Origin of the sequence: Mesorhizobium sp. M8A.F.Ca.ET.165.01.1.1 (genome assembly GCF_004792065.1) — a bacterium.
Lineage (GTDB): Bacteria > Pseudomonadota > Alphaproteobacteria > Rhizobiales > Rhizobiaceae > Mesorhizobium.
Genome location: NZ_SRTH01000002.1, coordinates 831,626 through 847,208, shown reverse-complemented (window position 1 = coordinate 847,208; position 15,583 = coordinate 831,626). Strand labels below are relative to the sequence as shown.

Sequence of the window (15,583 nt, the reverse complement as noted above, 5' to 3'; positions counted from 1 at the left end):
CAAATTACTCTTTGATGGTGACGACGATGCCGGCACCGACGGTGCGGCCGCCTTCACGGATGGCGAAGCGCAGCTTCTCTTCCATGGCGATCGGCACGATCAGCTCGACATCGACCGTGATGTTGTCGCCGGGCATCACCATCTCGGTGCCTTCCGGCAGCGACACGATGCCGGTCACGTCGGTCGTGCGGAAGTAGAACTGCGGACGGTAGTTGGTGAAGAACGGCGTGTGACGGCCACCTTCGTCCTTGGTCAGGATGTAGGCTTCGGCCACGAACTTCTTGTGCGGCTTCACCGTGCCCGGCTTGGCCAGAACCTGGCCGCGCTCGACACCTTCACGATCAACGCCGCGCAGCAGCGCGCCGATGTTGTCGCCAGCCTGGCCCTGATCGAGCAGCTTGCGGAACATTTCCACGCCCGTGCAGGTCGTCTTGGTCGTCGGACGGATGCCGATGATTTCCAGTTCCTCGCCGACCTTGACCACGCCGCGCTCGACGCGGCCGGTCACGACCGTGCCACGGCCCGAGATCGAGAACACGTCTTCGATCGGCATCAGGAACGGCTTGTCGAGCGGACGAACCGGCGTCGGGATGTAGGCGTCGACCTGAGCCATCAGCTCGCGGATCGCGTCCTCGCCGATCGTCTTGTTCGAATCTTCGAGTGCGGCAAGCGCCGAACCCTTGACGATCGGAATGTCGTCGCCGGGGAATTCGTTCTTCGACAGCAACTCGCGAACCTCGAGCTCGACCAGTTCGAGCAGCTCGGCGTCGTCGACCTGGTCGACCTTGTTCAGGAATACCACGATCGACGGCACGCCGACCTGACGGGCAAGCAGGATGTGCTCGCGGGTCTGCGGCATCGGGCCGTCGGCGGCAGACACGACCAGGATCGCGCCGTCCATCTGCGCGGCGCCGGTGATCATGTTCTTCACATAATCGGCGTGGCCGGGGCAGTCGACATGCGCGTAGTGGCGGTTCTCGGTCTCGTATTCGACGTGAGCCGTCGAGATCGTGATGCCGCGCGCCTTCTCTTCCGGCGCCGCGTCGATCTGGTCATAGCGCTTGTATTCGCCAAAATACTTGGTGATCGCAGCCGTCAGCGACGTCTTGCCGTGATCGACGTGACCAATCGTGCCGATGTTCACATGAGGCTTAGTGCGCTCGAATTTACCTTTTGCCATGTGATGTCTCCATTTCCTGCTCGCCCATGCGGGCTTTGAATTGCGTTACCGCGGCAGCTCTTTCGAGTTACGCGTATTTCTTCTGGACTTCCTGAGCGACCGCGGTCGGGACCGGCTCATAGTGATCGAACTGCATCGTGTAAGCCGCGCGGCCCTGGCTCATCGAGCGCAGGTTGTCGACGTACTTGAACATGTTGGCGAGCGGCACCATCGCGTTGATGACGACGGCCACGCCGCGCGCTTCCTGGCCCTGGATCTGGCCGCGACGGCCGTTCAGGTCACCGATGACGCTGCCGACGTAGTCTTCCGGCGTCACCACCTCGACCTTCATGATCGGCTCGAGCAACTGCACGCCAAGCTTGGGAGCAGCTTCACGGAAGCACGCACGGGACGCGATTTCGAAGGCCAGGACCGAGGAGTCGACATCATGGTAGGCACCGTCGATGAGCGTCGCCCTGACGCCGATCATCGGGAAGCCGGCGAACGGACCAGCGCCCATGACGCTCTGGATGCCCTTTTCGACGCCCGGAATGTATTCCTTCGGCACCGCGCCGCCGACGATCTTGGACTCGAACACGAAGTCCTCGCTCTCGGAATTCGGCTCGAACACAACCTTGACGCGCGCGAACTGGCCGGTACCGCCGGTCTGCTTCTTGTGCGTGTAGTCCTGCTCGTGCTTGCGGGTGATCGTCTCGCGATAAGCCACCTGCGGCGCGCCGACATTGGCTTCGACCTTGAACTCGCGACGCATGCGGTCGACGATGATGTCGAGGTGCAGTTCGCCCATGCCGGAGATGATGGTCTGGCCGCTTTCCTCGTCGGTCTTGACGCGGAAGGACGGATCCTCGGCAGCCAGGCGGTGAAGCGCGAGGCCCATCTTTTCCTGGTCGTTCTTGGTCTTCGGCTCGATGGCGATCTGGATGACCGGATCGGGGAATTCCATGCGCTCGAGGATGACCGGGTGCAGCGGATCGCACAGCGTGTCGCCGGTGGTGGTGTCCTTGAGGCCGGCCAAGGCGACAATGTCGCCCGCAAAAGCTTCTTCGACGTCGGCGCGCGAATTCGCATGCATCTGCAGCATGCGGCCGATGCGCTCCTTCTTGCCCTTCACGGTGTTGTCGACAGAGACGCCCTTGGTGAGCTTGCCCGAATAGATGCGGGCAAAGGTCAGCGAACCGACGAACGGGTCGTTCATGATCTTGAAGGCGAGCATCGACAGCGGCTCGTTGTCGTCCGCATGACGCTCGATCTCGGCGTCGGTCTTGGCATCGACACCCTTGATGGCCGGAACATCGGCCGGCGACGGCAGGTATTCGACAACGGCGTCGAGCAACGGCTGCACGCCCTTGTTCTTGAAGGCCGAGCCGCAGAACATCGGGTAGAACTTGACCGCGATCGTACCCTTGCGGATCAACGAACGGATCTCGTCATTCGACGGCATCTTGCCTTCGAGGTAGTTTTCCAGCGCCGTCTCGTCCATTTCGACGGCGGCTTCGATCATCTTCTCGCGGTATTCCTCGGCACGCGCCTTGAGGTCGGCCGGGATCTCGACGACGTCCCAGGCAGCGCCCAGCGTCTCGTCGCGCCAGACCAGCGCATTCATCTCGACGAGGTCGACGACACCCTTGAATTCGGTCTCGGCGCCGATCGGCAGCTGCATGACGACAGCCTGCGCACCGAGGCGCGAGCCGATCATCTCGACCGAGCGGTAGAAGTCGGCGCCGATCTTGTCCATCTTGTTGCAGAAGATCATGCGCGGCACGCGATACTTGTCGGCCTGGCGCCAGACGGTTTCCGTCTGCGGCTCGACACCGGCATTGGCATCGAGCAGCGCGATGGCGCCGTCGAGCACGCGCAGCGAACGCTCGACCTCGATGGTGAAGTCGACGTGTCCGGGGGTGTCGATGATGTTGAAGCGGTGCATCTTGCCGTCACGGCCCTTCCAGAAGGTCGTGGTCGCGGCGGACGTGATGGTGATGCCGCGTTCCTGCTCCTGCTCCATCCAGTCCATGGTGGCAGCGCCGTCGTGCACTTCGCCGATCTTGTGCGACTTGCCCGTATAATAGAGGACGCGCTCGGTGGTCGTCGTCTTGCCGGCGTCGATATGCGCCATGATACCGAAATTGCGGTAGTCTTCGATTTTGTATTCGCGGGCCATCGTAGCTGCCTCTCAGTCCTGTTCGCGCTTTACCAGCGATAGTGCGCGAAAGCGCGGTTGGCTTCAGCCATCTTGTGGGTGTCTTCCCGCTTCTTCACGGCGGTGCCGCGGTTGTTGGCCGCGTCCATCAGCTCGCCGGAGAGGCGGTCGACCATGGTGGTCTCGTTGCGGTTGCGGGCCGCGGCGATCAGCCAGCGGATCGCCAATGCCTGGCGACGCTCGGGACGAACGTCGACCGGAACCTGGTAGGTGGCGCCGCCGACGCGGCGCGAACGCACTTCCACATGCGGCGCGACATTGTCGAGCGCCTGGTGGAAGACGGTGACCGGCTCCTGCTTGGTCTTCGACTGGACCTGGTCCAGCGCGCCGTAGACGATGGTCTCGGCAACCGACTTCTTGCCGTCATACATGACGGCGTTCATGAACTTGGTGACGATCAGATCGCCGAACTTGGGATCCGGGTTGATCTCACGCTTTTCTGCACTGTGACGACGCGACATGGCTTTTGTCTCTCAATCTCGTAGCCCGGCGCGTTCAAGCAGCGCCAAGGCCGGAAAATCTTACTTCGGACGCTTGGCGCCGTACTTCGAACGGCGCTGCTTGCGGTTCTTCACGCCCTGCGTGTCGAGCACGCCGCGGATGATGTGGTAGCGCACGCCCGGAAGATCCTTGACGCGGCCGCCGCGGATCATGACCACGGAGTGTTCCTGAAGGTTGTGACCTTCGCCGGGAATGTAACCGATCACTTCAAAACCATTGGTCAGGCGGACCTTGGCCACCTTGCGCAGCGCCGAGTTCGGCTTCTTCGGCGTCGTCGTATAGACGCGCGTGCAGACGCCCCGCTTCTGCGGGTTCTGCTGCATGGCCGGGACCTTGTTGCGCTTCACCGGCGCAATGCGCGGCTTGCGGATCAGCTGGTTGACGGTAGGCATTAAACCCTCTTGTCTCTCAATTCCGTGTCTCGTGCCGGTCAAGGCTCGCTCAAAGCGTCATTTCCATACGCAAATTCGGGCCACAAACCGCGCCTCGCGGTCTTGCCCGAACAAATCGCAGAGGAAGCGGAAGCCGCTTCGTGCACGCCGGAAATGTCTTTTCGCTCGTAAAACGAACCCTGTTTGAGGCAAACTCCAAAGCGTGTCGCTTCGGAAGGGAGAGCCTCACATCGGTTCTGACTGGGCGGCTTCTACTCGTAAGCCCGCGAACCGTCAACCCCGCAGCGGCAAATATTGCATTGAAGCCGGGGCTTGGCAGCCATGCGAAAACCGCATGTAATTTTCTTTCGCCGTTTGGCAAGGGCGAGGAAGAAAGTGACCGAGTTTTGGCTGTTGCGGGGCCTTGCTTCATGCGAAAAGGCCGCATGAACACTGACAATCCCTCGCCGCGAAGGAATCGGCCCGTGAACGACAATGAAGAACGCCCGGTCACCATCATCACCGGCCGGGTGTGGAAGAAGAAAGGCGGCAAGCCGGAAGGCGTGCATGTCATGCTGGTGGCGCCCGATGACGATTCGGCGGTGCGCCGTGCGCTCGAATCGCTGGCTGCCGAAGGCTACGCCGAGGCCGAACTCGACCAGATCGGCGACATGGAGGGCGAGCCCGACGATGAGCCGCATCTTTCGGCCTTCCAGGGCGCGCTTGAAGGCGAAGTGTCGATCGTGACCTTCGACGTGCCGATCTGATCGCAGCGTGGCGCCCCTCGCCTGCCCAGCGTCATGATGCCGATTCGTTCGAATAGCTGGCATGGCCGACGCTTGCCCGTCATGGCCGATCTGCTAAGAGACGCGCAGACGTCCCAACCCGGCGGAGCCTCATGTCCTCATCCATCTCGCCCATAAGAATCGGCATTGTCGGTGTCGGCAAGATCGTCCGCGACCAGCACCTTCCGGCACTGGCCAAGGATCGAGACTACCAGCTGATCGCAGCGGCCAGCCGGCACGGCAAGGTCGACGGCATCGCGAATTTCCCCGATATAGAGACGATGCTTGGCGCGGTTGCCGAACTCGACGCGGTGTCGCTGTGCATGCCGCCGCAGTTCCGCTATGACGCCGCGCGCAAGGCGCTCGAGGCCGGGAAGCACGTCTTCCTGGAAAAACCGCCGGGTGCCACGGTCAGCGAAGTCGAGGACCTGAAGGCGTTCGCGGCGAAACAAGGCGTCTCCTTGTTCGCAAGCTGGCACTCGCGCTACGCGCCGGCTGTCGAAGCGGCACGGACATTCCTGGCTTCGACCAAAATCAAATCGGCGGCGATCGTCTGGAAGGAAGATGTGCGCCGCTGGCATCCGAACCAGGACTGGATCTGGCAGCCTGGCGGCTTCGGCGTCTTCGATCCCGGCATCAACGCGCTGTCGATTGCAACCTATATCCTGCCGGCCATGTACATCACTTCGGCCGTACTCGATTTTCCGGAGAATCGCGACGCACCGATCGCGGCCCAGGTCGCGTTCCACGCGGCGAACGGATCCGATGTGACCATGGATCTCGACTGGTTGCAGACCGGACCGCAGAGCTGGGACATTTTGGCCGACACGGATGCCGGGCAGATGGTGCTCTCGGGTGGCGGCTCGAAGCTCGCCGTCGACGGCCGTGTCGTCCATGAGGAACCGGAAGCGGAATATCCGATGCTCTACCGGCGATTTGCCGAGATTGTGCATGCCGGCGTATCCGATGTGGACCTTGCACCGCTGCAGCACGTCGCCGACGCCTTCATGCTCGGCAAGCGCAATGTGGTCGAGGCGTTTTTCGACTGAAGATCGCCAGGTGCGCCCTGACGTCAGTCGACAATCGCGATGGCAAAGCCGTCATAGCCCTTGGCGCCCCCGGTCTGGATGGCTGTGCCGTCCAGCCGTTTTTCGCCGCCGATGAAGGAAAACGCCGCGCGGGCGCCTTCGACATTGGCATCGCGGCCATCCTCATCCAGCACGGCGCCGTCACGGATGACGTTGTCGCAGACGATGACCGTCCCGGAGCGTGACAGCCGCAAGGCCCAGGACAGATAGTTCGGGTTGTTCGGCTTGTCGGCATCAATGAAGATCAGATCGAACGGGCCGGCATTCTCATTGCCGAGTGCGGCAAGCGACTGGAGCGCCGGACCGACGCGCAGTTCCACCCGGTCCGCTACCCCTGCCCGCTCGAAATTCGAGCGTGCGACCTTGGCATGATGCGGATCGAGTTCGAGCGTCACGACTTTGCCGTCGGCGGGCAGTCCCCGCGCCATCCAGATGGTCGAATAGCCGCCCAGCGTGCCGATCTCGAGCGCCTTTTTCGCGCCGCCGATGCGCGCCAGCAGCGAGAGCAGTTTTCCTTGCGCCGCCGAGACATCGATCGCCGGCAGGCCATTGTCGCGGTTGGCCGCCAGAACCGCGTCGAGAACGGGATCCGCCTCGAAGAGCGAGGAGACGATGTAGTCGTCGACAGCCGTCCAGGTCTTCGTGCTCATCTGCTTTCCTCCGATCGTTGAAACGAAAAAGCCGCCGGGTTGCCCCGACGGCTTCTGTTGCCTGAGATTTCTTGCCGTCGCGCTTACTGCGCGGCGGTTGTCATGTCGGCGAGCATCGGCTCGGCCACTTCAACACCGGAGGCCTTGCGGCGCTCGTCGATGATGAGTTCGTCGCGCGAGGTGGCAATGCGCCGGATCTGGCTCATCGTGCCGCCGGTACCGGCCGGGATCAACCGGCCGACGATGACGTTTTCCTTCAAGCCCTGCAGCATGTCGGTCTTGCCGGCAACCGCGGCCTCCGTCAGCACCCTGGTCGTCTCCTGGAAGGAGGCGGCCGAGATGAAGGACGGCGTCTGCAGCGAAGCCTTGGTTATGCCCAAGAGCACCGGCTGGCCTTCAGCCGGCTTCTTGCCGTCCTCGACCAGGCGCTCGTTGACCTCTTCCAGTTCGATCACGTCGACGTGGTCGCCCGGGATGTAGGTCGAGTCGCCCTGCGTGGTGATCTCGACCTTCTGCAGCATCTGGCGAACGATCACCTCGATGTGCTTGTCGTTGATCGACACGCCCTGCAGACGGTAGACTTCCTGGATCTCGTTGACGAGGTAGGACGCAAGCGCCTCCACGCCCTTGATCGCCAGGATGTCGTGCGGCGCCGGATTGCCGTCGAGGATGTAGTCGCCCTTCTCGATGACGTCGCCGTCCTGGAGATGGAACGGCTTGCCCTTCGGGATCAGGTATTCGACCGGCTCGAGCGTCGAGTCATGCGGCTCGATAATGATGCGACGCTTGTTCTTGTAGTCGCGGCCGAAGCGGATCGTGCCGTCGATCTCGGCGATGATGGCGTGATCCTTCGGACGACGTGCCTCGAACAGTTCGGCAACACGCGGCAGACCGCCGGTGATGTCCTTGGTCTTGGCGCTTTCCATCGGGATACGCGCCAGCACGTCGCCGGGGCGAACCTGGGCACCCGGCTCGACCGAGAGAATGGCCTCGACCGAGAGCAGGAAGCGGGCATCGCCGCCCTTCGATAGCTTGCCGACCTTGCCCTTGGTGTCCAGGATGGCAATCGCAGGCTTGAGGTCGTTGCCGCGCGGCGTCGAACGCCAGTCGATGACCTCACGCTTGGTGATGCCGGTCGACTCGTCGGCCGTTTCCTGGACGGAAATACCGTCGACCAGATCCTCATACGACACCTTGCCCTCGATTTCAGTGAGGACAGGACGGGTATAGGGATCCCACTCGGCGATACGCTGGCCACGCTTCACCTTGTCGCCATCGTCCACGAAGATGCGCGAACCATAGGTGACACGGTGCGTTGCACGCTCCTTGCCGGCCTCGTCGAGGATCAGCACCGCCATGTTGCGGCCCATGACCATCTGCTGGCCGTCCGAGTTGCGCACCACGTTGCGGTTGCGGATCTCGACCTTGCCCTCATACGAGGCTTCAAGGAACGAAGAGTCCACCACCTGCGCGGTACCGCCCATGTGGAAGGTACGCATGGTGAGCTGCGTACCCGGCTCGCCGATCGACTGCGCCGCGATGACGCCGACGGCTTCGCCCTGGTTGACCGGGGTGCCACGGGCCAGATCGCGTCCGTAGCAGACCGCGCAGACGCCGATCCTGACTTCGCAGGTCAGGGCCGAGCGGATGCGGACCGACTGCACGCCGGCCTTTTCGATCTGTTCCACGTCCCGCTCGTCCATCAGCGTTCCGGCCTTGACCAGGACTTCGCCCGACACCGGATGGGTGATGTCGTCGAGCGATGTACGGCCCAGCACGCGCTGGCCAACCGAAGCGACGACCTGACCGGCATCGACGATCGGCTGCATGGTGAGGCCCTTGTCGGTGCCGCAATCCACGGAGTTGACGATGCAGTCCTGCGCCACGTCGACCAGACGACGGGTGAGGTAACCCGAGTTCGCCGTCTTCAAGGCGGTGTCGGCCAGACCCTTGCGGGCACCGTGGGTCGAGTTGAAGTACTCGAGCACGGTCAGGCCTTCCTTGAAGTTCGAGATGATCGGCGTCTCGATGATTTCACCCGAGGGCTTGGCCATCAGGCCGCGCATGCCGGCAAGCTGGCGCATCTGGGTGGGCGAGCCGCGCGCACCGGAGTGCGACATCATGTAGATCGAGTTCATGGGCTTCTGACGGCCATTGTCCTCGAACTCGACCGCCTTGATGCGGGCCATCATTTCGTCGGCGACCTTTTCCGAGCACTTGGCCCAGGCGTCGACGACCTTGTTGTACTTCTCGCCCTGCGTGATCAGACCGTCATTGTATTGCTGCTCGTACTCCTTGGCCAAAGCCTCGGTGTCCGACACCAGCTTGATCTTGGTGTCCGGGATCAGCATGTCGTCCTTGCCGAACGAGATGCCGGCACGGCACGCATGAGCAAAGCCGAGCGCCATGATGCGATCGCAGAAAATGACCGTCTCCTTCTGACCGCAATGGCGGTAGACGGTGTCGATCATCTTGGAGATGTTCTTCTTGGTCATCTCCTGGTTGGCGGTCTCGTAGGGCACGTTGACGTTCTTCGGCAGAAGTTCGCCGATGATCATGCGGCCAGGCGTGGTGTCATGGATCTTCGACACGACCTTGCCTTCGGCGTCGACCGTGCGGAAGCGACCCTTGATCTTGGCGTGCAAGGTCACGGCCTTGGTCTCGAGCGCGTGCTGGAGCTCGCCCATATCGGCAAACACCATGCCCTCGCCCGGCTCGTTCTGGTTGACGATCGAGAGGTAGTAGAGACCCAGGACCATGTCCTGGGACGGCACGATGATCGGCGCGCCGGAGGCCGGGTGCAGGATGTTGTTGGTCGACATCATCAGCACGCGGGCTTCCAACTGCGCTTCCAGCGACAGCGGCACGTGAACGGCCATCTGGTCGCCGTCGAAGTCGGCGTTGAAGGCCGTGCAGACCAGCGGGTGAAGCTGGATCGCCTTGCCTTCGATCAGGATCGGCTCGAACGCCTGGATGCCGAGGCGGTGCAGCGTCGGCGCGCGGTTCAACAGGACCGGATGCTCGCGGATGACCTCGTCGAGGATATCCCAGACTTCCGGACGCTCCTTCTCGACAAGCTTCTTCGCCTGCTTGACGGTCGAGGAGTAACCCTTGGCGTCGAGGCGGGCATAGATGAAGGGCTTGAACAGTTCGAGCGCCATCTTCTTCGGCAGGCCGCACTGATGCAGCTTGAGCTCCGGACCGGTGACGATGACCGAACGGCCGGAATAGTCGACGCGCTTGCCGAGCAGGTTCTGACGGAACCGGCCCTGCTTGCCCTTGAGCATGTCGGACAGCGACTTCAGCGGACGCTTGTTGGCACCGGTGATGACGCGGCCTCGACGGCCGTTGTCGAACAGCGCATCGACGGCTTCCTGCAGCATGCGCTTTTCATTGCGCACGATGATGCCGGGGGCGCGCAGTTCGATCAGCCGCTTCAGGCGGTTGTTGCGGTTGATCACGCGGCGATAGAGATCGTTCAGGTCGGACGTGGCGAAGCGGCCGCCGTCCAGGGGAACCAGCGGGCGCAGGTCCGGCGGGATCACCGGAACGACCTTCATGATCATCCATTCCGGACGATTGCCGGACTCCATGAAGTTCTCGACGACCTTGAGACGCTTCAGATACTTCTTCTGCTTCAGCTCGGACGTGGTCGAAGCCAGTTCCGAACGCAGGTCGCCTGCGATCTTCTCCAGATCCATGCCGGCCAGAAGGTCATGAATGGCCTCGGCGCCGATCATGGCGGTGAAGGAATCCTCGCCATATTCGTCGACGGCGATCATGTACTCTTCCTCGCTGAGCAGCTGGTGCTCCTTCAGCGCGGTGAGGCCAGGTTCGGTGACGATGTAGTTCTCGAAGTAGAGGACGCGCTCGATGTCCTTAAGGGTCATGTCGAGCAGCGTGCCGATGCGCGAGGGCAGCGACTTCAGGAACCAGATATGGGCGACCGGTGCCGCCAGCTCGATATGGCCCATGCGCTCGCGGCGGACGCGCGACAGCGTGACTTCGACGCCGCACTTCTCGCAGATGACGCCCTTGTACTTCATGCGCTTGTACTTGCCGCACAGGCACTCATAGTCCTTGATCGGGCCAAAAATGCGCGCGCAGAACAGACCGTCACGCTCCGGCTTGAAGGTGCGGTAGTTGATGGTCTCCGGCTTCTTGATCTCGCCGAACGACCAGGACAGAATCTTCTCAGGGCTGGCGAGCGATATCCGGATGGAATCGAACACCTGCGCCGGCGCCTGCGGATTGAAGAGATTCATGACCTCTTGGTTCATGCCGTTCTCCTTTTCGGGGTCCTCGAAAACCCCTTGCATCTAACGCGGGCCAAACGCCCGCTGAGTGGTCGGCCCACCGGCCGAAGAAATCGAAGCATCCGGTCGCGGGAGCCTCTCTCGCGACCGGATGTCTTGTTTACTCGGCCGCGTCGGGCAGCCGGACAGGGTTGTCGTCGAGCTTGGTGTTCTCCAATTCGACATTGAGGCCGAGAGACCGCATTTCCTTGACGAGCACGTTGAAGCTCTCGGGAATGCCTGCCTCGAACGTGTCGTCGCCACGCACGATCGCCTCGTAGACCTTGGTGCGGCCGGCGACGTCGTCCGACTTCACCGTCAGCATTTCCTGCAGCGTGTAGGCGGCGCCGTAGGCTTCCAGCGCCCAGACCTCCATCTCGCCGAAGCGCTGGCCGCCGAACTGCGCCTTGCCGCCCAGCGGCTGCTGGGTGACGAGCGAGTACGGACCGATCGAACGCGCGTGGATCTTGTCGTCCACCAGGTGGTGAAGCTTGAGCATGTAGATATAGCCCATCGTCACCTTGCGATCGAACGGCTCGCCGGTGCGGCCGTCATAGAGCTGCGACTGACCGCTGGTGTGCAGGCCCGCCTGCTCCAGCATGATGTTGATGTCAGCCTCATGCGCGCCGTCGAACACCGGGGTCGCGATGGAGACGCCGCGGCGCATCTGCTCGCTGAGGCGAACGATGCTCTCGTCGTCATACTCGCGGACCGGTTCGTTGCGGTCGTTGGCGGGCATGAAGCTTTCCAACGTCTTGCGCAGCGGCTTGATGTCGCCGGCAGCCTTATACGTGTCGATCAGCTCGCCGATCTTCCTGCCCATGCCGGCACAAGCCCAGCCCAGATGCGTTTCCAGGATCTGGCCGACATTCATGCGGCTCGGCACACCCAACGGGTTGAGCACGATATCGGCATGCGTGCCGTCCTCGAGGAAAGGCATGTCCTCGACCGGAACGATGCGCGACACGACACCCTTGTTGCCGTGACGGCCGGCCATCTTGTCGCCGGGCTGCATCTTGCGCTTCACCGCCACGAAGACCTTGACCATCTTCATGACGCCCGGAGGCATTTCGTCGCCGCGCTGCACCTTCTCGACCTTGTCCATGAAACGCTGTTCGAGCGCCTTCTTGGAATCGTCGTACTGGCCACGCAGGGCTTCCAGTTCGCTCTGGAGCTTTTCGTTCTCCACCGCAAACTGCCACCACTGCGAACGCGGGTACTCGTCGAGCGTGTCCTTGGACAGCGTCGAGCCCTTCTTGAAGCCTTTCGGTCCAGCAATCGCTTCCTTGCCGACGAGAACGTCGGAAAGACGCGCGTAGACGTTGCGGTCCAGGATCGCCTGTTCGTCGTCACGGTCCTTGGCGAGGCGTTCGATCTCCTCGCGCTCGATCGCCATGGCGCGCTCGTCCTTCTCCACACCGTGGCGATTGAACACGCGCACCTCGACGACGGTGCCGAAGGTGCCCGGAGGCATGCGCATGGAAGTGTCGCGCACGTCGGAAGCCTTTTCGCCGAAGATGGCGCGCAGAAGCTTCTCTTCCGGCGTCATCGGGCTTTCACCCTTCGGCGTGATCTTGCCGACCAGGATGTCGCCCGGCTGAACTTCGGCGCCGATATAGACGATGCCGGCTTCGTCGAGGTTCTTCAGCGCTTCTTCCGAGACGTTGGGAATGTCGCGCGTGATTTCCTCGGGACCGAGCTTGGTATCGCGCGCCATGACCTCGAACTCCTCGATGTGGATCGAGGTGAAGACGTCGTCGGCGACGATGCGCTCGGACAAGAGGATGGAGTCCTCGTAGTTGTAGCCGTTCCAAGGCATGAACGCGACCAGCACGTTGCGGCCGAGCGCCAGATCACCGAGTTCGGTCGACGGACCGTCGGCGATGATGTCGCCCTTGTTGACCCGATCACCCATGCGCACCAGCGGACGCTGATTGATGCAGGTGTTCTGGTTCGAACGCTGGAACTTCATCAGCCGGTAGATGTCGACGCCGGACTTGCCCGGGTCGAGATCCTCGGTGGCGCGGATAACGATACGCGTCGCGTCCACCTGGTCGACGATGCCGCCGCGGCGGGCGCCGATGGCGGCGCCCGAGTCACGGGCGACGATCGGCTCCATGCCGGTGCCGACGAACGGCGCTTCGGCGCGCACCAGCGGCACGGCCTGACGCTGCATGTTCGAGCCCATCAGAGCGCGGTTGGCGTCGTCGTTCTCGAGGAACGGGATGAGCGCCGCGGCAACAGACACCATCTGCTTGGGCGACACGTCCATCAGGTCGACGTTTTCGCGCGGCGCCATCATCACTTCGCCGGCGCTGCGGCAAATGACGAACTCGTCGACGAAGCCGCCGTTCTTGTCGAGCTCGGCATTGGCCTGCGCGACATGGTGCTTGGCCTCTTCCATCGCCGAGAGATAGACGACCTCATTGGTCAGCTTGCCGTCGACGATCTTGCGGTAGGGGCTTTCGATGAAGCCGTACTTGTTGACGCGCGCGAAAGTCGCCAGCGAGTTGATCAGACCGATATTCGGGCCTTCCGGCGTCTCGATCGGGCAGATGCGGCCGTAATGCGTCGGGTGCACGTCGCGCACTTCGAAGCCGGCACGCTCGCGGGTCAGACCGCCCGGTCCAAGCGCCGAGAGACGACGCTTGTGGGTGATCTCCGACAGCGGATTGGTCTGGTCCATGAACTGCGACAGCTGCGAGGAACCGAAGAACTCGCGCACGGCGGCGGCCGCCGGCTTGGCGTTGATCAGGTCCTGCGGCATGACGGTGTCGATCTCGATCGAGGACATGCGTTCCTTGATCGCGCGCTCCATGCGAAGCAGGCCGACGCGGTACTGGTTTTCCATCAGCTCGCCGACCGAACGCACGCGGCGGTTGCCGAGATTGTCGATGTCGTCGATCTCGCCCTTGCCGTCACGCAGTTCGACCAGCGTCCTGACCACGGCCAGGATGTCGTCCTTGCGCAGCACGCGCACGGTGTCCTCGGCCTTGAGCTCCAGGCGCATGTTCATCTTGACGCGGCCAACGGCGGACAGGTCGTAGCGCTCGCTGTCGAAGAACAGCGAGTTGAACATGGCTTCGGCGGTCTCAAGCGTCGGCGGCTCGCCCGGGCGCATGACACGGTAGATGTCGAACAGCGCGTCCTGGCGGCTCTCGTTCTTGTCGACGGCGAGCGTATTGCGGATATAGGCGCCGACATTGACATGGTCGATGTCGAGGACCTGGATCTCCTGCTCGCCGGTGCCGAGCAGCACCTTGAGCGTCTTGTCGTCGATCTCGTCGCCGGCCTCGAGGAAAATCTCACCGGTGGCATAATTGACGATGTCCTCGGCCAGGTAGTTGCCGAGCAGATCCTCGTCGGTCGCCTTGATCGCCTTGAGGCCCTTCTCGCCGAGCTGACGCGCCTGGCGGGCGGTGATCTTCTTGCCCGCCTCGACGACGATCTCGCCGGTGTCGGCATCGACCAGGTCGCCGACGGCCTTGAGGCCGCGGAAACGCTCGACGTTGAACGGAATGCGCCAATGGTCGCCGGCGCGCTTGTAGGTGATCTTGTTGTAGAAGGTCGACAGTATCTCCTCGCCGTCCATGCCGAGCGCCATCAGCAGCGACGTCACGGGGATCTTGCGGCGGCGGTCGATGCGGGCGTGGACGACGTCCTTGGAATCGAACTCGATGTCAAGCCACGAGCCACGATAGGGGATGACACGGGCGGCAAACAGAAGCTTGCCCGACGAGTGCGACTTGCCCTTGTCGTGATCGAAGAAGACGCCCGGCGAGCGATGCATCTGCGAGACGATGACGCGCTCGGTGCCATTGACGATGAAGGTGCCGTTCAAGGTCATGAGCGGCATGTCGCCCATGTAGACGTCCTGCTCCTTGATGTCCTTGATCGACTTGGCACCGGTATCCTCGTCGATATCGAACACGATGAGGCGCAGCGTCACCTTCAGCGGCGCGGCATAGGTCAGGTCGCGCTGACGGCATTCGTCAACGTCGAATTTCGGTCCTTCGAACTCGTACTTCACGAACTCCAGCATGGAGGAGCCGGAAAAATCGGAGATCGGGAAGACCGACTTGAAAACAGCCTGCAGCCCTTCGTCCGGACGTCCGCCCTTGGGCTCGTCCACCATCAGGAACTGGTCATAGGATGCCTTCTGAACCTCGATGAGGTTCGGCATCTCCGCAACTTCCGGGATCTTTCCGAAAAACTTGCGTACGCGTCTGCGGCCATTGAAAGTCTGGGTCTGGGCCATCGTCGCTCCTTAGCTCTAAACTCGGGACGAACCTCGCCGCGGTTCGTCTTGCATACTGAGCCACCTGGCCGGCGGCTCTCTGTCTGTTCTCCGGCCGCCTTTTCCAATTACTTGGCGGCTACCGGCTAAAACGGGAGAAAACCCGTTTCCTGAAGGCCGGTTTACGGCCCTCAGGAAAGAGGTTTTCGTACATCTCGCGTCACGCAGCCTCCCCTGGTCACCCAAGGGAGTGGCGGACGGCGCGAGGCCGCCCGCCGC

General features: G+C 62.4%; 9 protein-coding genes. 2 read left to right on the top strand and 7 right to left on the bottom strand.

Translation table 11 applies throughout. From position 1 onward, the window contains the following. Window positions 1-4: 4 nt before the first annotated feature. The 4 genes from tuf to rpsL all read right to left on the bottom strand — a co-directional run bounded on the left by tuf (window position 5) and on the right by rpsL (window position 4,270). On the bottom strand, window positions 5-1,180 hold the full coding sequence (gene tuf / locus EN808_RS08850) for an elongation factor Tu (protein ID WP_127869375.1): 1,176 nt from the start codon (window positions 1,178-1,180) through the stop codon (window positions 5-7). A gap of 67 nt (window positions 1,181-1,247) precedes the next feature. Then, window positions 1,248-3,338: an elongation factor G gene (gene fusA / locus EN808_RS08845; RefSeq protein ID WP_127869367.1), complete on the bottom strand. Its 2,091-nt coding sequence runs from the start codon at window positions 3,336-3,338 to the stop codon at window positions 1,248-1,250. 29 nt (window positions 3,339-3,367) lie between these two features. Then, window positions 3,368-3,838 (bottom strand): 30S ribosomal protein S7, encoded by a 471-nt coding sequence (gene rpsG / locus EN808_RS08840; RefSeq protein ID WP_008875664.1) that lies wholly within the window; start codon window positions 3,836-3,838, stop codon window positions 3,368-3,370. Between the two features lie 60 nt (window positions 3,839-3,898). Continuing rightward, window positions 3,899-4,270 carry a 30S ribosomal protein S12 gene (gene rpsL, locus EN808_RS08835; protein ID WP_135915580.1) on the bottom strand — a complete coding sequence of 124 codons (372 nt, stop codon included), beginning with the start codon at window positions 4,268-4,270 and terminating at the stop codon, window positions 3,899-3,901. Between the two features lie 464 nt (window positions 4,271-4,734). Between rpsL and EN808_RS08830 the strand changes: the two genes are divergently transcribed. Continuing rightward, on the top strand, window positions 4,735-5,016 hold the full coding sequence (locus EN808_RS08830; RefSeq protein WP_127277968.1) for a transcriptional regulator: 282 nt from the start codon (window positions 4,735-4,737) through the stop codon (window positions 5,014-5,016). Window positions 5,017-5,159: 143 nt separating this feature from the next. Beyond that, window positions 5,160-6,083: a Gfo/Idh/MocA family oxidoreductase gene (locus tag EN808_RS08825; RefSeq protein WP_189343650.1), complete on the top strand. Its 924-nt coding sequence runs from the start codon at window positions 5,160-5,162 to the stop codon at window positions 6,081-6,083. A gap of 23 nt (window positions 6,084-6,106) precedes the next feature. On the opposite strand, the gene EN808_RS08820 is transcribed toward EN808_RS08825, so the two are convergent. From EN808_RS08820 to rpoB, 3 genes are all read right to left on the bottom strand, one after another. Then, complete coding sequence (locus tag EN808_RS08820) at window positions 6,107-6,772, bottom strand: O-methyltransferase (RefSeq protein WP_127277966.1); 666 nt, start codon at window positions 6,770-6,772, stop codon at window positions 6,107-6,109. A gap of 83 nt (window positions 6,773-6,855) precedes the next feature. Beyond that, the gene (gene rpoC / locus EN808_RS08815; RefSeq protein ID WP_127277965.1) at window positions 6,856-11,052 is read right to left on the bottom strand and encodes a DNA-directed RNA polymerase subunit beta'; all 4,197 of its coding nucleotides are present in this window, start codon (window positions 11,050-11,052) and stop codon (window positions 6,856-6,858) included. 136 nt (window positions 11,053-11,188) lie between these two features. Beyond that, window positions 11,189-15,325 carry a DNA-directed RNA polymerase subunit beta gene (gene rpoB, locus EN808_RS08810; protein WP_135867795.1) on the bottom strand — a complete coding sequence of 1,379 codons (4,137 nt, stop codon included), beginning with the start codon at window positions 15,323-15,325 and terminating at the stop codon, window positions 11,189-11,191. Window positions 15,326-15,583: the final 258 nt, after the last annotated feature.